Annotated in this window: 25 protein-coding genes; 17 read left to right on the forward strand and 8 right to left on the reverse strand. The window is 53.5% G+C overall.

Annotation, left to right across the window (positions count from 1 at the left end):
* Complete coding sequence (gene kbl / locus ADJ24_RS06240; protein WP_023309905.1) at positions 1–1,197, reverse strand: glycine C-acetyltransferase; 1,197 nt, start codon at positions 1,195–1,197, stop codon at positions 1–3.
* Between the two features lie 215 nt (positions 1,198–1,412).
* On the opposite strand from kbl, the gene rfaD reads away from it, so the two are divergent.
* From rfaD to ADJ24_RS06270, 6 genes are read left to right on the forward strand one after another with little or no spacing between them, the layout of a single operon-like run.
* Positions 1,413–2,345: an ADP-glyceromanno-heptose 6-epimerase gene (gene rfaD / locus ADJ24_RS06245; RefSeq protein WP_023309904.1), complete on the forward strand. Its 933-nt coding sequence runs from the start codon at positions 1,413–1,415 to the stop codon at positions 2,343–2,345.
* 2 nt (positions 2,346–2,347) lie between these two features.
* Complete coding sequence (gene rfaF, locus ADJ24_RS06250; protein WP_023309903.1) at positions 2,348–3,394, forward strand: ADP-heptose--LPS heptosyltransferase RfaF; 1,047 nt, start codon at positions 2,348–2,350, stop codon at positions 3,392–3,394.
* Between the two features lie 3 nt (positions 3,395–3,397).
* The gene (gene rfaC, locus ADJ24_RS06255) at positions 3,398–4,381 is read left to right on the forward strand and encodes a lipopolysaccharide heptosyltransferase RfaC (protein WP_023309902.1); all 984 of its coding nucleotides are present in this window, start codon (positions 3,398–3,400) and stop codon (positions 4,379–4,381) included.
* Positions 4,382–4,384: 3 nt separating this feature from the next.
* Positions 4,385–5,494: a glycosyltransferase family 9 protein gene (locus ADJ24_RS06260; RefSeq protein ID WP_023309901.1), complete on the forward strand. Its 1,110-nt coding sequence runs from the start codon at positions 4,385–4,387 to the stop codon at positions 5,492–5,494.
* A gap of 5 nt (positions 5,495–5,499) precedes the next feature.
* Positions 5,500–6,408, forward strand: a complete 909-nt coding sequence (locus tag ADJ24_RS06265) for a glycosyltransferase family 2 protein (protein WP_023309900.1) — start codon at positions 5,500–5,502, stop codon at positions 6,406–6,408.
* Positions 6,396–7,607: an O-antigen ligase family protein gene (locus tag ADJ24_RS06270; protein WP_023309899.1), complete on the forward strand. Its 1,212-nt coding sequence runs from the start codon at positions 6,396–6,398 to the stop codon at positions 7,605–7,607. The genes ADJ24_RS06265 and ADJ24_RS06270 overlap by 13 nt, the downstream gene beginning before the upstream one ends.
* Positions 7,608–7,630: 23 nt before the next feature.
* Here ADJ24_RS06270 and ADJ24_RS06275 read toward each other — a convergent pair whose 3' ends face one another.
* A complete protein-coding gene (locus ADJ24_RS06275; RefSeq protein ID WP_023309898.1) occupies positions 7,631–8,587 on the reverse strand; it encodes a polysaccharide deacetylase family protein in 957 nt (318 codons plus the stop codon).
* Positions 8,588–8,737: 150 nt separating this feature from the next.
* On the opposite strand from ADJ24_RS06275, the gene rfaQ reads away from it, so the two are divergent.
* From rfaQ to coaD, 7 genes are all read left to right on the forward strand, one after another.
* Positions 8,738–9,808 carry a putative lipopolysaccharide heptosyltransferase III gene (rfaQ, locus tag ADJ24_RS06280; protein ID WP_023309897.1) on the forward strand — a complete coding sequence of 357 codons (1,071 nt, stop codon included), beginning with the start codon at positions 8,738–8,740 and terminating at the stop codon, positions 9,806–9,808.
* Positions 9,805–10,932 carry a glycosyltransferase family 4 protein gene (locus tag ADJ24_RS06285; protein ID WP_048702285.1) on the forward strand — a complete coding sequence of 376 codons (1,128 nt, stop codon included), beginning with the start codon at positions 9,805–9,807 and terminating at the stop codon, positions 10,930–10,932. Before rfaQ ends, ADJ24_RS06285 begins: the two co-directional genes overlap by 4 nt.
* A 2-nt stretch (positions 10,933–10,934) precedes the next feature.
* Entirely contained in the window at positions 10,935–12,035 is a 1,101-nt protein-coding gene (locus ADJ24_RS06290) for a glycosyltransferase (protein ID WP_023309895.1), read from the forward strand.
* 11 nt (positions 12,036–12,046) lie between these two features.
* Positions 12,047–13,036, forward strand: a complete 990-nt coding sequence (locus tag ADJ24_RS06295; RefSeq protein ID WP_023309894.1) for a glycosyltransferase — start codon at positions 12,047–12,049, stop codon at positions 13,034–13,036.
* A gap of 66 nt (positions 13,037–13,102) precedes the next feature.
* Positions 13,103–14,377: a lipid IV(A) 3-deoxy-D-manno-octulosonic acid transferase gene (gene waaA / locus ADJ24_RS06300; protein ID WP_023309893.1), complete on the forward strand. Its 1,275-nt coding sequence runs from the start codon at positions 13,103–13,105 to the stop codon at positions 14,375–14,377.
* Positions 14,377–15,147: a glycosyltransferase family 2 protein gene (locus ADJ24_RS06305; protein WP_023309892.1), complete on the forward strand. Its 771-nt coding sequence runs from the start codon at positions 14,377–14,379 to the stop codon at positions 15,145–15,147. Before waaA ends, ADJ24_RS06305 begins: the two co-directional genes overlap by 1 nt.
* 3 nt (positions 15,148–15,150) lie before the next feature.
* Positions 15,151–15,630, forward strand: coding sequence for a pantetheine-phosphate adenylyltransferase (gene coaD, locus ADJ24_RS06310; protein WP_023309891.1), 480 nt, complete (start codon positions 15,151–15,153; stop codon positions 15,628–15,630).
* A gap of 2 nt (positions 15,631–15,632) precedes the next feature.
* On the opposite strand, the gene mutM is transcribed toward coaD, so the two are convergent.
* The 4 genes from mutM to radC form a co-directional block, all read right to left on the reverse strand.
* Entirely contained in the window at positions 15,633–16,442 is an 810-nt protein-coding gene (gene mutM / locus ADJ24_RS06315; protein ID WP_023309890.1) for a bifunctional DNA-formamidopyrimidine glycosylase/DNA-(apurinic or apyrimidinic site) lyase, read from the reverse strand.
* A 72-nt stretch (positions 16,443–16,514) separates the two neighbouring features.
* Entirely contained in the window at positions 16,515–16,682 is a 168-nt protein-coding gene (gene rpmG / locus ADJ24_RS06320; protein WP_003024094.1) for a 50S ribosomal protein L33, read from the reverse strand.
* Between the two features lie 22 nt (positions 16,683–16,704).
* Positions 16,705–16,941, reverse strand: coding sequence for a 50S ribosomal protein L28 (gene rpmB, locus ADJ24_RS06325; RefSeq protein WP_002436699.1), 237 nt, complete (start codon positions 16,939–16,941; stop codon positions 16,705–16,707).
* 218 nt (positions 16,942–17,159) lie between these two features.
* Positions 17,160–17,828 carry a RadC family protein gene (radC, locus tag ADJ24_RS06330; protein ID WP_023309889.1) on the reverse strand — a complete coding sequence of 223 codons (669 nt, stop codon included), beginning with the start codon at positions 17,826–17,828 and terminating at the stop codon, positions 17,160–17,162.
* 170 nt (positions 17,829–17,998) lie between these two features.
* On the opposite strand from radC, the gene coaBC reads away from it, so the two are divergent.
* The 3 genes from coaBC (at position 17,999) to slmA (ending at position 20,363) form a co-directional block, all read left to right on the forward strand.
* Positions 17,999–19,210: a bifunctional phosphopantothenoylcysteine decarboxylase/phosphopantothenate--cysteine ligase CoaBC gene (coaBC, locus tag ADJ24_RS06335; RefSeq protein ID WP_087823747.1), complete on the forward strand. Its 1,212-nt coding sequence runs from the start codon at positions 17,999–18,001 to the stop codon at positions 19,208–19,210.
* Entirely contained in the window at positions 19,188–19,646 is a 459-nt protein-coding gene (dut, locus tag ADJ24_RS06340) for a dUTP diphosphatase (protein ID WP_008502691.1), read from the forward strand. Before coaBC ends, dut begins: the two co-directional genes overlap by 23 nt.
* Positions 19,647–19,766: 120 nt before the next feature.
* Entirely contained in the window at positions 19,767–20,363 is a 597-nt protein-coding gene (gene slmA / locus ADJ24_RS06345; protein ID WP_008502690.1) for a nucleoid occlusion factor SlmA, read from the forward strand.
* Between the two features lie 40 nt (positions 20,364–20,403).
* On the opposite strand, the gene pyrE is transcribed toward slmA, so the two are convergent.
* Entirely contained in the window at positions 20,404–21,045 is a 642-nt protein-coding gene (gene pyrE / locus ADJ24_RS06350; RefSeq protein WP_023309887.1) for an orotate phosphoribosyltransferase, read from the reverse strand.
* 67 nt (positions 21,046–21,112) lie between these two features.
* On the reverse strand, positions 21,113–21,829 hold the full coding sequence (gene rph / locus ADJ24_RS06355) for a ribonuclease PH (protein ID WP_010426431.1): 717 nt from the start codon (positions 21,827–21,829) through the stop codon (positions 21,113–21,115).
* 125 nt (positions 21,830–21,954) lie between these two features.
* Between rph and ADJ24_RS06360 the strand changes: the two genes are divergently transcribed.
* The gene (locus ADJ24_RS06360) at positions 21,955–22,818 is read left to right on the forward strand and encodes a YicC/YloC family endoribonuclease (protein WP_023309886.1); all 864 of its coding nucleotides are present in this window, start codon (positions 21,955–21,957) and stop codon (positions 22,816–22,818) included.
* Positions 22,819–22,948 lie beyond the last annotated feature (130 nt).

Here is a 22,948-nt window from a genome sequence, read left to right on the forward strand (position 1 = left end):
TCAGGCAATTACGCCCAGCTGTTTGCCGATGCGGGTAAAGGCTTCCACCGCACGTTCAATTTGTTCAGGCGTATGCGCCGCAGACATCTGGGTGCGGATACGCGCCTGACCTTTTGGCACCACCGGGAAGAAGAACCCGGTGACGTAAATCCCTTCTTTCTGCAGCTCGCGGGCAAATTTCTGCGCGACGACCGCATCGCCCAGCATCACCGGAATGATCGCGTGGTCAGCACCGGCCAGGGTAAACCCTGCGGCGCTCATTTTTTCACGGAACAGACGGGCGTTGGACCACAGGCGGTCGCGCAGCTCAGCGCCGGACTCCACCATCTCCAGCACTTTGATGGAGGCAGCAACAATGGCCGGCGCCAGGGAGTTGGAGAACAGATACGGGCGGGAGCGCTGGCGTAGCCACTCGACCACCTCTTTACGCGCGGCGGTATAGCCGCCGGACGCGCCGCCGAGCGCTTTGCCCAGCGTACCGGTGATGATGTCCACGCGGCCCATCACGTCACAGTATTCGTGGGAACCGCGGCCGTTTTCGCCGACAAAGCCGACCGCGTGAGAGTCATCGACCATCACCAGCGCGTCGTATTTATCCGCCAGGTCGCAAACGCCCTTCAGGTTGGCGATCACGCCGTCCATGGAGAACACGCCGTCGGTGGCGATCAGCACGTGGCGAGCACCGGCTTCACGCGCCTCTTTCAGGCGCGCTTCCAGCTCGACCATGTCGTTGTTGGCGTAGCGGAAACGCTTCGCTTTGCACAGGCGTACGCCGTCGATGATGGAAGCGTGGTTCAGGGCGTCGGAGATAATCGCATCTTCTGCGCCAAGCAGGGTCTCAAACAGACCGCCGTTGGCGTCAAAGCAGGAGGAGTACAGAATCGCGTCTTCCATTCCGAGGAAGCTCGCCAGCTTTTGCTCAAGCTGCTTGTGGCTGTCCTGCGTACCGCAGATAAAGCGTACGGAGGCCATGCCGAAACCGTGGGTGTCCATGCCGTTTTTTGCAGCGGCAATCAGCTCAGGGTGATTCGCAAGACCTAAATAGTTGTTCGCACAAAAGTTGATCACATGGCTGCCGTCGGCAACGGTGATGTCCGCCTGCTGGGCAGACGTGATAATACGCTCTTCCTTGAACAACCCTTCCGCACGTGCGGTGTCGAGGTCGCTGTTTAACTGTTTGTAAAAATCACCACGCATTGCAATTCTCCAGACTCGGCAAATTTCGGGACATATTACCCAAACCTATAGTTCATGACGAGATGACACGTCATCTCTTGTCGTTTTTGCAGCATAAATCACGCGTACCCCTGCGCTGTGAAGGTGAATGGCTGAAGGGCAGCCATACTAATGATATGATAGAGACATTAGCGTCCGGGATTGTCCCCGGGCTCCACACTTCAAAGGTTACAGTTATGATCATCGTTACCGGCGGCGCGGGCTTTATCGGCAGCAATATTGTTAAGGCTCTCAATGACAAAGGCATCACCGACATCCTGGTGGTTGACAACCTGAAAGACGGCACCAAGTTCGTCAACCTGGTGGATCTGAACATCGCTGACTACATGGATAAAGAAGACTTCCTTATCCAGATTATGGCAGGCGAAGAGTTCGGCGAGATCGAAGCCATCTTCCACGAAGGTGCGTGCTCTTCCACCACCGAGTGGGACGGTAAGTACATGATGGACAACAACTATCAGTATTCCAAAGAGATCCTGCACTACTGCCTGGAGCGTGAAATTCCGTTCCTGTATGCCTCTTCTGCGGCCACTTACGGCGGGCGCACCTCGGACTTCATCGAGTCCCGTGAATATGAGCAGCCGCTGAACGTCTACGGCTACTCCAAATTCCTGTTCGACGAGTACGTGCGTCAGGTACTGCCAGAAGCGAACTCGCAGATCGTTGGCTTCCGCTACTTCAACGTCTACGGACCGCGCGAAGGCCACAAAGGCAGCATGGCGAGCGTGGCGTTCCACCTGAACACCCAGCTGAATAACGGCGAAAGCCCGAAACTGTTCGAAGGCAGCAATGGCTTTAAGCGCGACTTCGTTTACGTGGGCGACGTTGCCGCAGTGAACCTGTGGTTCTGGGAAAACGGTGTATCCGGCATCTTCAACCTGGGTACAGGCCGCGCGGAGTCCTTCCAGGCAGTGGCTGACGCAACGCTGGCGTATCACAAAAAAGGCAGCATCGAGTACATTCCGTTCCCTGACAAGCTGAAAGGCCGTTACCAGGCGTTCACGCAGGCCGATCTGACCAACCTGCGCGCCGCAGGCTACGATAAGCCGTTCAAGACCGTTGCCGAAGGCGTAACGGAATATATGGCCTGGCTGAACCGCGACGCGTAAGTATGAAGATTCTGGTGATCGGCCCGTCATGGGTGGGCGACATGATGATGTCGCAAAGTCTCTATCGCACGCTCAAGGCGCGTTATCCCCAGGCGATAATCGACGTGATGGCACCCGCATGGTGCCGTCCGCTGTTGTCGCGTATGCCGGAAGTGAACGAGGCAATCCCGATGCCGCTTGGCCACGGGGCGCTGGAAATTGGCGAACGCCGTAAACTCGGCCATAGCCTGCGCGAGAAGCGCTACGATCGGGCGTATGTCCTGCCAAACTCCTTCAAATCCGCCCTGGTGCCCTTTTTTGCGGGTATTCCACATCGCACCGGCTGGCGCGGTGAAATGCGCTACGGCCTGCTGAACGATGCGCGGGTGCTGGATAAAGAGGCCTGGCCGCTGATGGTGGAGCGCTATGTGGCGCTGGCCTACGACAAAGGCGTGATGCGCAGCGCGAAAGACCTGCCGCAGCCTCTGCTATGGCCACAGCTTCAGGTCAACGACGGTGAAAAATCCCAGACCTGTAACGCGTTTGGCCTTTCATCTGAACGCCCGATGATTGGCTTCTGCCCCGGCGCCGAGTTCGGCCCGGCAAAACGCTGGCCGCACTACCACTATGCGGAGCTGGCGAAACAGCTGATTGACGAAGGCTACCAGATTGTCCTGTTCGGTTCGGCAAAGGACCACGAGGCAGGCAACGAAATTCTCGCGACGCTCAGTAATGAACAGCAGGCCTGGTGCCGCAACCTGGCGGGAGAAACGCAGCTTGAACAGGCGGTTATTCTGATCGCCGCCTGTAAGGCCGTGGTCAGCAACGATTCGGGCCTGATGCACGTCGCTGCCGCGCTCAACCGCCCGCTGGTGGCGCTGTATGGCCCAAGTAGCCCGGACTTCACGCCCCCGCTTTCTCATAATGCGCGCGTCATCCGCCTGATCACCGGCTACCATAAAGTTCGCAAGGGCGATGCCGCAGAAGGCTACCATCAGAGCCTGATCGACATTACGCCAGAGCGCGTTCTCGAAGAGCTTAACGAACTGCTGTTGAGTGAAGAAGGATAACGAATGCGGGTACTGATCGTTAAAACTTCTTCGATGGGCGATGTTCTGCATACGCTCCCGTCACTGACGGACGCCATGCGGGCCATTCCCGGCATTCGTTTTGACTGGGTGGTGGAAGAAGGCTTCGCGCAGATCCCCACCTGGCATGAAGCGGTTGACCGCGTAATCCCGGTGGCGATTCGCCGCTGGCGCAAAGCGTGGTTCTCCGCGCCGATTAAAGCCGAACGCAAGGCCTTCCGTGAGGCGGTGCAGGTACAGCATTACGACGCTATCATCGACGCCCAGGGGCTGGTGAAAAGCGCGGCGCTGGTGACGCGTCTGGCACATGGTGTAAAGCACGGCATGGACTGGCACACCGCCCGCGAACCGCTGGCGAGCCTGTTCTATAATCGTCGCCACCACATCGCAAAGCAACAGCATGCCGTCGAACGTACCCGCGAGCTGTTTGCAAAAAGCCTGGGCTATGCGAAACCGGAAACCCAGGGCGACTACGCCATTGCGCAGCACTTTTTGCGCAATACAGATCCCAGTGTTCAGCCTTATCTTGTCTTCCTGCATGCCACAACGCGCGACGATAAACACTGGCCGGAATCGCACTGGCGAAGCCTGATTGAACTAATGCAACCCACCGGCATCCATATTAAACTGCCCTGGGGTGCCGAACATGAGCGGCAGCGTGCAGAGCGTCTGGCAGCAGGCTTTTCACACGTCGAGGTATTGCCAAAACTCACGCTGGCACAGGTTGCAGCGCAGCTGGCGGGAGCGAATGCTGTTGTTTCCGTTGATACAGGTTTAAGCCATTTAACCGCGGCGCTGGATCGTCCGAATATTACGATTTTTGGTCCGACCGATCCTGGATTGATCGGGGGTTACGGCAAAAACCAGCATCAGATGGTCAGCCCGACCCAGCAAACGAAGGATATCAGCGCAGATGCTATTTTTTCATTTTTACAGGGCAGCCGTTGGCTTTCCAACAGGGATATCTAACGCATGAGTTACGTATTTCTGCTGATTTTACTCTTTCCGGTGAAGCTTATCCGGAAGCTGTTCCGCAAAGAGACAGGTAAAAACCTGGTCATTCAGACAGCAAAAATCGGCGATTTTGTTAATGCAACGCCCCTTCTGGCATACCTGCAAAAAAGCGACGTGCTCATCAGCCGTAGCGTGGGTGCGCTGGCAAAGCATGATGAGACGATCGATAAGATTTTTTTTATCGAGCAGCATAAGCGTAACCTGTGGCGAAAGCTGGTCTTTGCCTGCCGGATCATGAACCGCTATGACAATGTCTATCTCCTGCAACCCAACAGCGTGAACCTCTTTTTCGCCTCCGTATGTAACGCTAAAAACAAACAGTTTTTAAGCACTTACACGCGAAGATGGTATCACGGTATTTTCTATGCAACGGCAGACGGCACTGTTGAACACGGCAGAAAGACGCTGTCGGTCACGAACTATCTCAAACTGGCCGATCGCGCCTTAACCTGGAAAGACTCGCCAAAGCACGCCACAAAGCCGCTTTTCAAACCGGCGACCTATCCGGCAATCCTCGATAAACCCGGCGTGATCCGCATTGGCATCAGCGTAGCCGCGGGAAATAAAGCGAAAACCGTTCCGCCGGTCATCTGGAAGCAAATTGCCGATCGTCTCGCCGACCTGCCCTGCGAGTTTTATGTGTTTGGCGCCCCGAATGAACAATCGTGGATGGATGACATCACCCGCGCTTATGGTGAACTGCCCAACTTTATTAATCTGATTGGCAAAATCTCGCTTGAAGAGCTGCCGTGGGCCATTTCTAAAATGGATTGCTATATCGCGTCTGACTCGGGGAATGTCTACATTGCCGATGCTGTCGGCGTGCCGGTAATCTTACTGTTTGGGCCTTGTTGTCACTATGAACAGCGTCCGCTGGGCAACGTATTGCTGATTGGTAATGATGACAACATTTGCTCATATGTTTTTGAAACACGATATTACTTCTCACAGGGCCGGGAAGAACTCTTCGCTGTAACAGACGAATCGCTGCGTGAACTTAAACATTTCATCTGTGAGCTACCAACAATTAACGCAACCGCATACTCCTTTGATGCTCAGGGAAAATAATTTTTATGGCTTTTCTAAGCATCATTATTGCCGCGCATAACGCCAAAGAGACGCTTCACACAACGCTAGAAAGCCTGCAAAACGCGATTGAAGGTGCGGGCGATGATGTAGAGATCATTATCTTTAACGACAGTTCCAATGACTCTACACAGGATATTATCGAGGCGTGGCTGCCAGCGTTTCCGAATGCGCAATCCCGATACGTTGAGTACCGTAACGTCGGTCATGTTCGAAGCAGTGCCCTCTCGCTGGCCTCAGGCGAATACATTACCATGCTGGATAGCGATGACCGATTGAAACCAGGCAGCATCAGGGACGCCGTGGCGTTTCTCAAATCAGAGCGCCCTGATATGCTCCTGACGCGCCTGCTGGAAATTCGCGACACCAAAAAAATGACAGCCGAGTGGCAGGGGTTCTCTCCTGTTGCTTTGTCACAGCATGAGGCAATAAAGCGATTCCTGCAGCACAAAGATTTTCAGGCGCACCTCATCGGGCAATTTATTCATCGGAAATTGTACGAGAGCAATCCCATTCCATCGATGGTCTGTTACGAAGACTTTGCGGTATTTCCTGCCATGCTCATGCAGGCAGAAAAAATCTGCTACCAACGCCAGGGCCATTACTATTACATCAAACGTAGCGAAAGTTTATCGAGCCGTCTCGACGCCAGTAAAATCGCTACGCTGGTTGATTGCACATTGCAAATGGAAAAAACATTCCCTCGTTCTTTTACGCATCTTGTTAATTGTCATTGGTTTGATATCTACAGTAACCATCGGCAGCATCTGACTGATCTGCAACTCAAACTGGTCAAACAGCGGGTCAATGCACTTTATTCTCTCTCTTTCTTTTTCTCCAGAGATGTACGTTTCAGCTACAAAAAAAGGGTCATTGAGGCATTATGGAAAAAGTAAAACTGCGACTTTATCAGCTTACGCTGATTTTGAGCCTTATTTCGCTTGCACTGACGCTGCTGAGTTCAGGTAAGCAGCGAGAGTTTTTCTATATTGCAATTTATGCCAGCATTATCGGCTTAGCATGCGAATATAAAAAAATCACAATGCGTCCTTTTTCTATCGCATTGCCGATCTTGCTAATTGGACTGCTCAATCTTGGCTGGTATCTGGTGTATGAATATCATAGCGAAGGTCTGAACGTTTATAGCGATTATCTCGGTGCAAGTAAAAAATTAATTCTGGCAAGTATTCTCATTTTTTACCTTGACCGGTTTAAATCTTATATTGATAAAGCTTCCTTCCAGAAATATTTTTTATACGCCTCTGGTGCAGGGTTTATACTTGCCACTGGCTATGGCTTATGGCAGGCATCACAGGGTATGGGACGTATTGAGATGGCCATAAACCGTGCGACCGTGTCGGCCTATGTTTACTCTGTACTGTCGCTGGCGTTTGTATACAGCCTTTATCTAGAGAAAAATATAAAACTATATATCACCGCAGGGCTCATCATTTTAATATCTTATTTCGTTATTCTGTTAACGGGCACGCGTGCCGCAATGGGATTATATTTACTCCTGGCGATTGTACTTACGCTTTACCATTTTAGAAGAATACACCTTAAATCAACGCTGATTTTCTTATGTATTGTGGCGGGTATTGTTATCGTCAGCTACAAGCCATTAATTTTACCAAAGATACAACAAACACAAGCTGAAGTTGAAAATTATCAAAAAGGCAATGATGCAACTTCACTCGGTGCACGTTTTTCTATGTGGAATGTGGGTATTCAAAACGGACTTGCTCATCCTTTCGGGCAGTCAGTTGAAGAGCGCGAAGTATGGACGCAGCAATATGTAAAAAATGGGCATCCACATCTCGCGACTGCACTCGAGTTTATCAGGGTGCATCTGCATAATGAGTTTATTGAAAAATATTCGCTGCAGGGGATCCCCGGGCTGGCGATATTATGCTTTTTCTATATATCAATGATCGTTTACGCACTTAAAAACAGAAATGGCCTGCTGCTGACGACCATGCTTCTTTTGTTACTCTATGGCCTGACGGACGTCATACTATTGAGTTCAGAGGCTGTAATCTTCTTTGTCACCGTATTTGCGCTGAGTACTCCTTTTTCGCAAACCAGGCAACGTTAATGGTAATGCCCGCCTGGCGGGCATTATTTTTTCTTGTATTGATAAAACTCCGCCAGCGTCATCCCGACCGTCTTGTCGGATAACCAGCTAAAGAGCGCTTCTAAATCCTGATACAACCCTTCGATCGCCGCCTCATCTTTAAACGTGGGGCTTCCGCCCGGCATAAATTCTGACGAATGAAGCATAAACTCCACGTACTCACTTCCCTGAGACAGGCATTGCTGTGCAACCTGAATCATTTGCGCCGCATTCCCACCGGACGGTCTTAGCCAGTTCACAGAGGGGGAGCGGTATTTACCGCGAAGCCTGTCGTAACCCTGTTTGATGGTGTTCAACCACGCCGGGTGTTTATACTGAATGCTCATCGGCACTTCGAGTAATGGACTATCGCCTGCCCGGGAAATATTGTCTAAATCCATGAAATAGGCGTGGTCAGGGAAATGCTGATAATCCGTTCCGCCATTACCCTGCGGGGCGCCTTTCGCATTGCGCCAGTTCACGCGTGGCGTCACGGAGCAATCAACCTGGTAACCCAGTTCAACGAGCAATTTTGCGTAGCGACTGTCAAATGCCCAACGTCCGGCCCGGTGGCTTAACATTTTGGTCTGGAAGGTCTCTTCCAGCAGTCGGGTCATAAACAGCATTTTCTCGCGCATCACCTCATCCGAAAACTCAATCAGATAAGGCTGCCAGCGCCAGTCATCTCCCGTGAGATCGTGTTCCGGCGGGCTATTCCATGCGTGAAGGTGCATTCCCACCTCGCCCTGACCGCGGGCGATCGCGTCCCTGGCGAATTCGATGAAAACGGGCTCGATCGCCATCTCGTAATTGGTCAGCCACACGGGCTTAAAGCCGAAACGCTCACAAAGCGCCTGGAACCGCGCCAGATAGCGCGCGTTTTCCGTTTTAATGACGCGGTGATTTTGCCAGAGATTATCGCCCTCAGTATCAATTGTGATGATAAACGCTGGTTTGTTCATAATGAGTCCGCAAGACAGGAAAGTTAGCGCTATGTTACGCACTCTCCAAAGCGTGAGTAAACCCTTCCTGGGAAATTACTGAGATTATGGAGAAAGAGTGCAAGTCGCTATCAGGTCTATTAGAATTGCCATCAGTACAACGCCGATAAGATGATGATGAATAACTTACCTGACACACCTGATTTGCGCATTTTACTTATCAAACTCCGCCATCATGGCGACATGTTGCTGACCACTCCCGTCATTGATTCATTACGTCAAAAATGGCCGCAGGCGCAAATTGATGTCCTGCTGTATGAAGAAACGCGCGATATGCTCGCCGCGCATCCGGCGATCGGTACAATTTATGGAATCGATCGTAAATGGAAGCAGCTGGGCACGCTGAAGCATCTTCAAAAAGAGTGGCAGCTGCTGTGTGCGTTAAGAAATCAGCATTATCATCTGGTCATTAACCTTGCCGATCAATGGCGTAGCGCAATTGTCACCCGCTTCACCGGCGCACCTGTTCGCCTCGGATTTGCGTTTAACAAACGCAATAGTGCATTCTGGCGTTTTTGTCACACCGATCTGGTCTCTGTCGACGGCCACAAATCCCTGCATACGGTCGAGCAGAATCTCTCCATTCTGGGGCCATTACCTGTCGCGCCGCAGCCTGCCGTCACCATGGCCTACGCCGCAGAAGACTGGGATCATGCCCGTCAAAGACTGACGCAGACGGGTGTTGGCGACAGCTACATCGTGATCCAGCCGACGTCCCGCTGGTTCTTTAAATGCTGGAGCGAAGACAAAATGGCGCAAACCATTTCTGCACTGCAGCAGGAGGGCCATACGGTTGTGCTCACCGCGGGGCCGGATAAAAAAGAGCTGGCGATGATCGATCGCATTCTCGCCGCCTCGCCGAAGACGGGGGTCGTCTCTCTGGCGGGCCAGCTAACGTTGCGCCAGCTGGCCTCACTCATCGATCATGCGTGTCTTTTTATTGGCGTTGACTCCGTTCCAATGCATATGGCCGCCGCGCTTCAAACGCCCTGCGTGGCATTGTTTGGTCCATCAAAACTGACGTTCTGGTCACCGTGGCAGGTTAAAGGAGAAGTGATCTGGGCCGGCGATTACGGCCCGCTACCCGATCCGGATGCCATTGATACCAAAACGAAAGAACGCTATCTCGACGCCATTCCCGTTGATGCTGTCGTCTCCGCCGCAAGGAGATATCTGTCATGAAACACCATCGTCTGGCCATTGTTCGCCAAAAATATCGCCCTGATGGCGGGGCGGAACGCTTCGTTTCGCGCGCCCTCACCGCACTGAGCAATCAGAACCTTGAGCTAAACGTCATCACGCGCGAGTGGCAGGGAGAGAAGCAAGACGACTGGCATATCCACATTTGCAACCCTCAGAAATGGGGCCGCATCAGTCGCGAACGCGGATTTGCACAGGCCGCGCGCGCGCTGTGGCAGCAACAGCAGTTTGATATTGTTCAAAGCCATGAGCGCATCCCGGGGTGTGATATTTATCGCGCGGGTGATGGGGTGCATCGTCGCTGGCTGCTGCAGCGCGCGCGCATTTTACCTGCCTGGCGCGCGCAAATGCTGATGTATGACCGCTATCACCGCTATGTGATGCGTGCGGAACGGGAAATGTATCAGGCGCCTGAGTTAAAAGCCGTAATCTGTAATGCGGAGATGATCAAACGCGAAATGGTTGAAGACTTTGATATTGACGCAAAGAAAATTCATGTGATTTATAATTCTATTGATTCCAGCCGCTTCGTTCCGGCCCAGGAGGCACAGCGTGCGATTTTGCGCCAACAATTTGGTTTGCCAGCCGATGCCGTTGTGTTCTGTTTTGTAGGCTCAGGGTTTGAACGAAAAGGATTAGCCAGCGCCATACGCGCTATTGCTGGAACATCTGCCTGGCTGATTGTGGTTGGGCAAGATAAAGCAGAACGTCGTTACCGCGACCTCGCCCGTTCGTTAGGCTGCGAGGGGCAAATCCGTTTCCTGGGGATGCAAAAAGAAACTCTGCCTTTTTATCAGCTATCCGATGGTTTACTGTTGCCAACGCTGTATGATCCCTTTCCTAACGTCATTCTTGAAGCGATGGCCTGCGGCTTGCCCGTCATTACTTCAGAGAGTTGCGGTGGTGCAGAATTTATTCAACAAGGCCAGAACGGATTTTATTGTGACGCACTTGATATCAGTACATTGAAGGAAGCGGTAGCCGCTATCCCTTCACTGGAAAAAAATAACAATATGGGACGAGCGGCACGTGAACGTGTAAAAGACGCCACTCCCGAAAAACTATCAAGTCAGCTTATTACGCTTTATCAAAAATTACTGGATTAAAAATGCGCATCCTAATGATTATTGATGGTTTACCCGGTGGAGGAGCCGAAAAAACGGTTCTTACACTCTCCCGCGGGTTAATAGAAATGGGGCATCAGGTCTCTCTATTCTCTCTGCGGAAAGTGTGCGACTACGCCATCCCGGAAGGCATCGATTATCAGGTTGTTCAGGACACATGTAAAAAACCGTGGCGAAAGCTGACGGAGATCCCACGCCGCGCCCAACTGCTTGATCAGGCGATTGAGCGAGCTGAGCGCAGCGGCAAATTTGATGTGGTGTTCTCTCACCTGCACAAGACAGACCGCATTGTGGCGCACTGCCGCGCGCTGGAACGTGACAAAGTCTGGTTCTGCGTGCACGGCATGTTCTCGTTTTCCTATCTTCGCCATCGCAGCGGACTTTCGCGCTGGTTTAAACATCTTAAAATTCGTCATACCTACGAAAACCGCAACGTTGTCGCCGTCTCAGGCGCCGTGTTGAAAGATCTTTCCGAGACGCTGGCGCTCAATCTTCGACGCAAAGCGGTTATCCATAATCCTTTTGATATTCCTGAAATTCAGCGTCTGGCGGATGCGCACTTCGAAATGCAGGGAAAGGATTACATTATTCATGTTGGCCGCTTCCATGAGCACAAACGCCACGACCGACTCTTACGTGCGTTCGCCCTGAGCAAAATTGACACCACGCTGGTCATGATGGGCAATGGCTCTGACGCTCAAATTCGCAAACTCAAGCAGCTTGCAGCCGAGCTGGGTATTGAAAACAAAACGGTTTTCCGCCCGTTCGACTCCAATCCCTATCCCTGGATTAAAGGGGCACGCCTTTTAGTGTTAAGTTCTGACTGCGAAGGTTTTGGTAATGTGCTGGTCGAAGCCATTATCTGCCAGACGCCACCGGTCAGTACAAATTGCCCCGGAGGCCCTGCTGAAATCCTCACCGGAGCCTTAGCGCGCGGGCTGGCAGAGTTAAATGACGCGTCACTGGCAAAAACGCTGGCGGATATTTATACCGCCCCGCCGGTCGTTGGCGATGCAACCATCGCGTCGTTCGGTATCAGTGCCATTTGCCAGCAATATATTGCTCTGGTCGACAATCAAAAATAATCAGGTTTCTTATGCAAAATTCTGCCCCATTGTTAAGCGTGGTGGTTGCCGTTTATAACGGTGAAGCTTTCCTGGATCAGTTCTTTACCTGCCTTGTCAATCAACGCATCGACAGCATGGAAGTCATCATTGTCAATGACGGCTCTACTGACCGCTCGATGGAGTTCGTCGAAAAATGGCGAGAAAAACTACCGCAGATGCAGGTTATAGAACAGCAAAACCAGGGCGTATCCATCGCGCGTAACACCGGTCTGGCCGTTGCGACGGGTCAATATCTCTCTTTCCCGGATATTGATGATGTCTTTAAACCCGGCATGTACCAGCGCCTGCTGGATATGGCCGTCACGCAGGATCTGGATGTCGCCACCTGTAACGGGAACTACGTCTGGGAGAACAACAAAAAACCCTCACGCCCGATCTTCCCTGAAGACAAACTGGCTTCGACAGGGGTCATGGCTGGCCCTGCGTGGTTAAAAATGGCGCTGGATTCTCGTAAATTCCTTCACGTCACCTGGCTGAACATCTATCGCCACGACTTTATCCGTCAACACAGTTTCCATTTCGAACCCGGCCTGCGCCATCAGGATATTCCGTGGACCACCGAAGTGCTGCTTGCGGCAGAGCGGGTTCAGTACACCAGTGAACGTTATTACGACTACTACATTCACTCTGCATCGGTGTCCCATATGCCGGACAATGACGACACGCTAATTCGCTCCGCGCGTCACTACATGAAAATCCTCCAGATGCTCGACGCCATCAATCAGCGCTACCCGGATAAAGTGAAAGGGATCCCTGCCTGCCACTGGCAAATTGCCAAAGAGGGGTTGGGCATTATTCACACCTTCGACAACATGAAGGATGAGAAGAAGAAATCAATGATTATTAAAGAGTTCTTCGAAACAGGCATCTGGAAACTCATCTGGAAAAGTGCAAAAAGTCCGCGTCTGCGCTGGCGGCTGGGTCGACGTTATTTCCGTTTGAAACGGTATCTGGCATAAGAGATAGCTTTACCTGGCCTAAATGCTTAGAATTTGCCCGCCGAAACTAAAAAAACGGATAATCGCTTGGAATTGTTGTATACCGCTCTGCTCTACATCATTCAGCCACTGGTGTGGCTGAGACTGTTGCTTCGTAGCCGGAAAGCGCCTGCGTATCGTAAACGCTGGGCTGAACGCTATGGCTTCTGCCGCAATAAAGTCGTACCGGACGGTATTTTGCTGCATTCCGTTTCTGTCGGTGAAACGCTGGCGGCGATCCCGCTGGTTCGCGCCCTGCGTCACCGCTACCCTTCGCTGCCAATCACCGTCACGACGATGACGCCAACCGGCTCGGAGCGCGCGTTATCCGCTTTCGGCAAAGACGTGCAGCACGTCTATCTGCCTTACGATCTGCCCTGCGCCATGAATCGTTTCCTCAACACCGTTCGCCCGAAGCTGGTGATCGTGATGGAAACCGAACTGTGGCCGAATATGATTTCCGCTCTGCATGCCCGTAAAATCCCGCTGGTCATTGCCAACGCGCGCCTGTCAGAGCGCTCGGCGAAAGGTTACGGCAAGCTGGGTAAATTTATGCGCCGCCTGCTGGGCAAAATCACGCTGATTGCCGCGCAGAACGAAGAGGACGCGGCGCGCTTTATCTCTCTGGGCCTGAAACGCAACCAGCTTGCGGTAACGGGCAGCCTGAAGTTCGATATTTCCGTTACCCCTGAACTCGCCGCCCGTGCGATCACGCTGCGTCGCCAGTGGGCACCGCGTCGTCAGGTCTGGATTGCGACCAGTACCCATGATGGCGAAGAAGAGATCATCCTGCAGGCTCACCGCAAGCTGCTGGAAAAATTCCCTGATTTACTGCTGATCCTCGTGCCTCGCCATCCGGAGCGTTTTAAAGATGCCCGTGAAATGGTTCAGAAAGGCGGCTTCAGCTTCACGCTGCGCAGCAGCGGTGAAATCCCTTCCGGCAGCACCCAGGTGGTGATTGGCGACACGATGGGCGAGCTGATGTTGCTGTACGGAATCGCTGACCTCGCGTTTGTCGGTGGCAGCCTGGTGGAGCGCGGCGGTCATAACCCGCTGGAGCCGGCAGCCCACGCCATTCCGGTACTGATGGGGCCGCACACGTTTAACTTCAAAGATATCTGCGCGAAATTACAGCAGGCCGATGGTTTAATTACCGTGACCGATGCGGATTCGGTGGTTAAAGAGGTATCGACCCTTCTGACTGACGAAGATTATCGCCTGTGGTACGGGCGTCATGCCGTCGAAGTGCTGCACCAGAACCAGGGCGCACTGACCCGACTGCTGCAGCTTCTGCAACCTTATCTGCCCCAGCGGAGCCACTGATGTCAACGCGTCTGTCGGTCGTCATGATCGCCAAAAACGCCGCCGACCTGCTTCCGGATTGCCTGGCGTCGGTTGCCTGGGCTGACGAGATAGTCATTCTTGACTCCGGAAGTACGGATAACACGGTGGATGTTGCCCGGGCAGCGGGCGCAAACGTCTTTGTCGACGCTGACTGGCAAGGCTACGGCATCCAGCGCCAGCGCGCACAGGGGTATGCCACAGGTGATTATGTCCTGATGCTCGACACCGACGAACGCATCACGCCGGAGCTTCAGCAGGCCATTCAGGCTGTACTTTCCTCGCCCCAGCCTGGCGCCGTGTACAGCATTGCCCGCCGCAACTACTTCCTTGGCCGTTTTATGCGCCACAGCGGCTGGTATCCTGACCGCGTGATGCGCCTCTACGAGCGCGAGCGGTATCAGTACAACGACAATCTGGTGCATGAATCCCTGAGCTGCGATAGCGCTCAGGTCATCCCCCTGAAGGGCGATTTGCTGCACCTGACCTGCCGTGATTTCGCGAGCTTCCAGCGTAAACAGCTCAACTATGCCACCGCATGGGCGCAGGAGCGTCACCAGCGCGGCAAGAAGGCCTCGCTGACGGGAATCTTCACCCACACGCTGGGCGCGTTTCTGAAAACGCTGCTGCTGCGTGGTGGCGTGCTGGACGGCAAGCAGGGCTGGTTACTCGCGGTAGTGAATGCCCAGTATACTTTCAACAAATACACCGAGCTGTGGGCGCTCTGCCGCGGCTACTCAGAGAAAACGTGAGCCATGAGCACAAAAGCGATTTATCCGGGTACCTTCGATCCGATCACCAACGGTCATCTTGATATCATCACCCGTGCGGCGTGCATGTTTGACAAGGTGATCCTGGCCATTGCCGCCAGCCCCAGCAAAAAGCCGATGTTTGACCTCCCCGAGCGCGTGCAGCTCGCCACCGATGCTATTTCGCACCTGCCGAATGTTGAGGTGGTCGGGTTTAGCGACCTGATGGCTAACTTCGCCCGCGCTCAGCAGGCAAACATTCTTATCCGTGGTTTACGCGCGGTGGCAGACTTCGAGTATGAGATGCAGCTGGCGCACATGAACCGCCACCTGATGCCGGAGCTGGAGAGCGTTTTCCTGATGCCCTCCAAAGAGTGGTCGTTTATCTCTTCTACTCTGGTAAAAGAGGTGGCGCGTCATCACGGCGACGTCACACATTTCCTGCCGGTTAACGTCCACCAGGCATTGATGGAAAAGCTAAAGTAACCCTATTTCTGGCACTGACGGCAGTAAAACGTGGCGCGCTGGGCGTGCTTCGTGGCAATCACTGGCGTGCCGCAGACTCTGCACGGTTCGCCTTTACGGCCATACACCTGCAGCTCCTGGGCAAAATAGCCCGGCTTGCCGTCACTTTGCAGGAAGTCCTTCAACGTTGTCCCGCCCTGCTCAATCGAGCGAAGTAATACGGCTTTAATCACGCGGACCAGCAGCTCGCACTCCTGCGCCGACAGCGAAGAGGCCAGCCGATCGGGATGGATCCCGGCCGCAAACAGGGATTCGCTGGCGTAGATATTCCCCACGCCGACCACCAGCTTGTTATCCATCAGCCAGGGCTTAATCGGGCTTTTCTTCTTCGCACACTTCGCCTTGAGGTATTCCGCGTTAAACGCGTCTGAGAGCGGCTCCGGGCCCAGATGCGCCAGCACGTTATGCCCTTCCAGCTCCTTCGTCCACAGCCACGCGCCAAAGCGCCTTGGGTCGGTGTAACGGAGCACTTTGCCGTTGCTCATCACCAGATCGACATGGTCATGCTTTTCCGCAGGCAGTTCTTCGGTAAGAATGCGCAGGCTCCCGGACATTCCCAGGTGGATAATAATCCAGCCGTCGGGCAGCTCCAGCAGCAGGTATTTCGCGCGACGCTGTACGCTAAGGACGGGTTTATCGCTCAGGGCATGGATCTCATCGGACACCGGCCAGCGCAGACGTCCATTGCGGACCACCGCGTGAAGTATCGTTGCGCCGACCAGATGGGGCTCAATGCCGCGACGGCTGGTTTCTACCTCAGGTAATTCAGGCATGGTTCCTCCGTTGAGATTCAGAATGCAAAAAACCCCGCAGTTGCGGGGTTTTTCGATACAAGGAGACTAAAATTATTTGATTTTAGCTTCTTTGTACAGTACGTGCTGGCGTACAACTGGATCGAATTTTTTCAGTTCCAGTTTTTCCGGCTTAGTACGTTTGTTCTTCGTGGTGGTGTAGAAGTGACCTGTACCAGCAGAAGAAACCAGCTTGATTTTCTCGCGAATACCTTTAGCCATGATTTATTTCCTCTTTAAGTACTTAGTACTTTTCGCCACGGGCACGCAGTTCGGACAGAACTGTATCGATGCCTTTCTTATCGATTACACGCATACCTTTAGCAGATACGCGCAGGGTGACAAAACGCTTCTCGCTCTCAACCCAGAAACGGTGAGAGTGCAGGTTCGGCAGGAAACGGCGTTTAGTCGCGTTCAGTGCGTGGGAACGGTTGTTACCGGTCACCGGACGCTTGCCAGTAACTTGGCAGACTCGGGACATGTCTATTCTCCAAAAATCAAATTAGCTCGAGCTTCGTATGGGGTATCGGCGCCTCGTCAGGCTTTACAGCCCGGTCATCGCATAGTTCTAAGTGAACTCTCGATTGCCAGGCCCAAATGCCAAACCCGAGATTCTCAAAGGTGGCGTAGTATACGCTGACTCGGCGGTGTGCTCAAGTCCCGAACAGACAAAGATCCCGATGGATCGCGAGAAATAGCCTAAATCCAGCCATGTTCTGCGAAAGAAATGTACTCACCGCGGCCAATTATCAGATGGTCCAGTACACGAATGTCCATGAATTGACAGCATTTGATAATGCGTTCGGTGATTTCTTTGTCCGCTCTGCTCGGTTCTGCACAGCCAGAGGGGTGATTATGCGCGAGGATCACGCCCGCTGCATTCACTTTTATCGCTTCCCGCACAATTTCACGCGGATGCACCTCAACGTGGCTCAACGTGCCCGCAAAGAGACAGCTATGTTTCAGCACCCGATTTCTGTTATCGACAAAGATCACCATAAAGATCTCGCGTTCTATATCGGTTAACTGGCTCTGCAGGAATTCACGCGTCATTTCTGGCGTCAGGATCGGATCTTCCTTCTCCATGCGGACATTGTAAAAACGGCGGGCAAGTTCAGCAATGCCCCTCAGTTGGGCATATTTCGCCACGCCAATTCCCTCAACGTGCTTAAACTGCGCCAGGTCGGCGGTCAATAAACCGTACAGTGAACCGAAATGTGCTATCAGCTCTTTTGCCAGCGTAAATACCGTTTTTCCGGGCGTTCCGGTACGTAAAAAGAGCGCCAATAGTTCATCGTCTTTTAATAGGGTGACGCCATAGCGCAGCAGTTTTTCGCGCGGCAGCAGTTCCTCATCCTCTTCTTCCATGCTCTTTCTCCTTTTTAACCTCATGCTGCCACAGGCCAATCCGTCGCTCGACGGCCACATTGCGTTCTTGCGTAGCGCCTCGCAAAGTGGGCGAAGGACAAAATCACCCCCCTTTGGGGATTGTGATAAAATGCCCGCTCTCTGGTGAAACCCAACAGGAAAGAATCATGATGAGCCTGGCCGGTAAAAAAATCGTTCTTGGCGTGAGCGGCGGCATTGCTGCTTATAAAGCGCCGGAGCTGGTGCGTCGTCTGCGCGAGCGCGGAGCTGACGTGCGGGTCGCGATAACCGAAGGCGGTAAAGCCTTTATCACTCCCCTGAGCCTGCAGGCCGTTTCAGGATACCCGGTATCTGACAGCCTGCTCGATCCGGCCGCCGAAGCCGCGATGGGCCATATTGAGCTGGGTAAATGGGCAGACCTGGTTATCCTCGCCCCCGCCACGGCTGATTTAATCGCTCGGGTGGCGGCCGGTATGGCAAACGATCTGGTCTCCACCATTTGTCTGGCCACGCCAGCTCCAGTTGCCGTCGTTCCTGCAATGAACCAGCAGATGTACCGTAACGCGGCCACCCAGCATAATCTGGAGACGCTGGCCTCACGCGGCCTGCTTATCTGGGGTCCGGACAGCGGCAGCCAGGCCTGCGGCGACGTTGGCCCGGGTCGCATGCTTGATCCGCTGACGATTGTTGATATGGCCGCAGCCCATTTTTCGCCTGTCAACGATCTGCAACATCTCAACATCATGATTACCGCGGGCCCCACGCGCGAGCCGCTGGATCCGGTGCGCTACATCACCAACCACAGCTCCGGCAAAATGGGCTTCGCGATTGCCGCCGCCGCCGCAAGGCGTGGCGCGAACGTCACGCTGGTGAGCGGCCCGGTATCGCTGCCTACCCCTGCGTTTGTGAAGCGAATTGACGTGACTACCGCGCTGGAGATGGAAGCCGCCGTGCAGGCACATGCGCAAAGCCAGCAGATTTTTATCGGCTGTGCGGCCGTCGCAGACTATCGTGCCGAGACGATCGCCGAGGCTAAAATTAAAAAGCAAGGCGATGAATTAACACTAAAAATGGTGAAAAACCCGGACATTGTTGCCGGCGTCGCCGCACTAAAAAGCCATCGTCCATACGTTGTTGGGTTTGCCGCAGAAACGAATAATGTGGAAGAATATGCCCGGCAAAAACGTACCCGCAAAAACCTCGATTTGATTTGCGCGAACGACGTATCGCTGGCCACACAAGGATTTAACAGCGACAGCAACGCACTGCACCTTTTCTGGCAGGATGGAGATAAAGTCTTACCGCTTGAGCGCAAGGAACTCCTGGGCCAACAATTACTGGACGAGATCGTTACCCGTTATGATGAAAAAAATCGACGTTAAGATTCTGGACCCGCGTGTTGGCGAGCAATTCCCGCTGCCAACCTATGCCACCTCCGGTTCTGCCGGTCTTGACCTGCGCGCCTGTCTCGATGACGCCGTAGAACTGGCTCCGGGTGCCACTACCCTGGTTCCAACTGGCCTGGCAATTCACATTGCTGACCCGTCTCTGGCAGCGGTGATCCTGCCGCGTTCTGGTCTGGGCCATAAGCACGGCGTTGTGCTGGGTAACCTGGTGGGCCTGATCGACTCCGACTACCAGGGTCAGCTGATGGTCTCCGTCTGGAATCGCGGTCAGGACAGCTTCACCATTGAACCGGGCGAGCGTATCGCCCAGATGGTCTTTGTACCGGTGGTACAGGCAGAATTTAACCTGGTGGCAGACTTTGACGCCACCGACCGTGGCGAAGGCGGCTTCGGCCATTCCGGGCGCAAATAACGGCCCGAAAGACACGTATCTCACAGCGTTATAATGCAATAACAAACCGCAAACGCCCGTTTGCGGTCGCTGTGTGGATGCCAGCCTGGCAAGTGCTTATTTTCAGGGGTATTTTGTAACATGGCAGAAAAACAAACTGCGAAAAGGAATCGTCGCGAAGAAATACTTCAATCTCTGGCTCTGATGCTTGAATCCAGCGATGGCAGTCAACGCATCACCACCGCTAAACTGGCCGCCTCTGTAGGCGTGTCTGAGGCGGCGCTGTACCGTCATTTCCCGAGCAAGACCCGGATGTTCGACAGCCTGATCGAGTTTATTGAAGACAGCCTGATTACGCGCATCAACCTGATTCTGAAAGACGAAAAAGACACCACCGCGCGTCTGCGTCTGATTGTGCTGTTAATCCTGGGCTTCGGTGAACGCAATCCGGGCTTAACCCGCATTCTCACCGGCCACGCGCTGATGTTTGAACAGGACAGACTGCAGGGCCGCATTAACCAGCTTTTCGAGCGTATTGAAGCGCAATTGCGCCAGGTTCTGCGCGAGAAGAAAATGCGTGAAGGCGAAGGTTACAGTATTGATGAGACTCTGCTGGCGAGCCAGATCCTGGCGTTTTGTGAAGGGATGCTCTCCCGCTTTGTGCGTAGCGAATTTAAATACCGTCCAACGGACGATTTTGACGCCCGCTGGCCGTTAGTGGCTGCTCAGTTGCAGTAATCTGTAAGCCCGGTAAGCGTAACGCCACCGGGCAATTTAATTACACCCCGAACTCTTCGCGATACGCTTTTACCGCTGCCAGATGGTCCGCCATTTCAGGCTTCTCTTCCAGATACGCAATCAGCTCTTTCAGGGTAATAATCGACGTCACTTTGCAGTTATAGTCACGCTCCACTTCCTGAATAGCGGAAATCTCGCCACGGCCACGCTCCTGACGATCCAGCGAAATCAGCACGCCAGCCAGCGTCGCACCGTTGGCCTGGATAATTTCCATCGATTCGCGGATCGCCGTGCCCGCAGTGATTACGTCATCGACCAGCATGACGCGGCCCTGCAGCGGGCTGCCGACCAGATTCCCGCCTTCGCCGTGGGTTTTAGCCTCTTTGCGGTTAAAGCAGTAGGGCACGTCGCGGTCATGGTGTTCCGCCAGCGCCACCGCGGTGGTGGTCGCAATCGGAATGCCTTTGTAGGCCGGGCCAAACAGCAGGTCAAAATCAATCCCGGAATCCACCAGCGCTTCGGCATAGAAACGGCCTAACAGTGCCAGATCGCGCCCGGTATTAAACAGCCCGGCGTTGAAGAAATAGGGACTCTTACGCCCGGATTTCAGCGTAAATTCGCCAAACTTAAGTACCTGCTTGTTAAGCGCAAACTCAATAAACTGGCGCTGATACGATTTCATGGATTTGCTCCTTTGGTTTTTCTGTCTTACAGGCAAAAAAAAGGCGACTCATTGGTCGCCTTTAAAATCAATTTTCTAACGCCGCTTTCTGCGTCGTTACAATGGATTCGATTCCCCCTCGGGCCAACGCCAGCAGGGAGAGAAGTTCTTCGTGGGTGAACGGCTCGCCTTCTGCCGTGCCCTGCACCTCAATGATGCGACCGTCTTCGGTCATCACCACGTTCATGTCGGTTTCTGCTGCGGAATCTTCAACGTATTCCAGATCGCAAAGCGCTTCACCATTAACGATACCGACAGAAACCGCCGCAACCATGCCTTTCATTGGGTTGGTTTTCAGCTTGCCGGCCGCAACCAGCTTGTTCAGGGCATCGGCCAGCGCCACGCAGGCACCGGTAATCGACGCCGTACGCGTACCGCCGTCTGCCTGAATGACGTCGCAATCGAGAGTAATGGTGAATTCGCCGAGGATTTTCAGATCAACGGCGGCGCGCAGCGCACGCGCGATCAGACGCTGAATCTCCATGGTACGCCCGCCCTGCTTACCCTTTGCCGCTTCACGGGCGTTACGGGTATGGGTCGCACGCGGCAGCATGCCGTATTCTGCGGTTATCCAGCCCTGGCCCTGACCTTTCAGGAAGCGCGGAACGCCTTCTTCGATGGAGGCGGTGCACAGCACTTTAGTGTCACCAAACTCAACCAGCACGGAGCCTTCAGCGTGTTTTGTATAGTTACGGGTCAGGGTGACGGGACGCACCTGATTGGCGCTACGACCTGATGGACGCATGATGGATTCTCCGGCTTGAAACGAATGTGGCTGCGCATTATACGGATAAAGGACGCTTATTCCTATCCTGAGAAGCCCCCGAAAGCTATAATCCCCCCATCTCTCCTTTAAAAACGGGAATGTCTATGATCCGCAGTATGACCGCCTACGCCCGGCGTGAAATCAAGGGTAGCTGGGGTAGCGCCACATGGGAAATGCGCTCGGTAAACCAGCGTTACCTGGAAACGTATTTCCGTATGCCGGAGCAGTTCCGCAGCCTTGAGCCTGTCGTACGTGAACGTATCCGTACGCGTCTGACGCGCGGAAAAGTGGAATGTAACCTGCGCTTTGAGCCCGATGCCAGCGCACAGGGCGAGCTCATCCTCAACGAAAAACTGGCGAAACAGCTCGTGAATGCAGCGAACTGGGTCAAAATGCAGAGCGATGAAGGCGAAATCAACCCGGTTGATATTCTGCGCTGGCCTGGCGTCATGGCGGCCGGTGAGCAGGATCTGGATGCTATTGCCGCTGAAATCCTGGCAGCCCTCGACGGCACGCTGGACGACTTTATCGTTGCCCGCGAAACCGAAGGCCAGGCGCTGAAAGCGATGATTGAGCAGCGCCTTGAAGGCGTGAGCACCGAAGTAGCGAAAGTCCGCACCCATATGCCAGAAGTGCTGCAATGGCAGCGCGAGCGCCTTGTCGCCAAACTGGAAGAAGCGGAAGTTCAGCTGGAAAACACCCGTCTGGAACAAGAGCTGGTGCTGATGGCGCAGCGTATTGATGTCGCTGAAGAGCTGGACCGTCTGGAAGCGCACGTTAAAGAAACCTACAACATTCTGAAGAAGAAAGAAGCTGTGGGCCGCCGTCTGGACTTTATGATGCAGGAGTTCAACCGCGAGTCGAACACCCTGGCGTCTAAATCGATCAATGCAGAAGTGACGAATTCAGCGATTGAACTGAAAGTGCTGATTGAGCAGATGCGCGAGCAAATCCAGAATATCGAGTAATGCCTTTCGGGTGGTGTCGACCGCACCACCCATTACTATTTCTAATCCATCCTAACGCCAATTTTGTCGCTTTACCGCCTTCCATCAAGCTTTTTCTATAGAAATTGATAAAAATTTATAGGGCAAACTG

The sequence above is a fragment of the Enterobacter sp. 940_PEND genome, assembly GCF_001059415.1.
GTDB classification, from domain to species: Bacteria; Pseudomonadota; Gammaproteobacteria; order Enterobacterales; family Enterobacteriaceae; genus Enterobacter; species Enterobacter cloacae_M.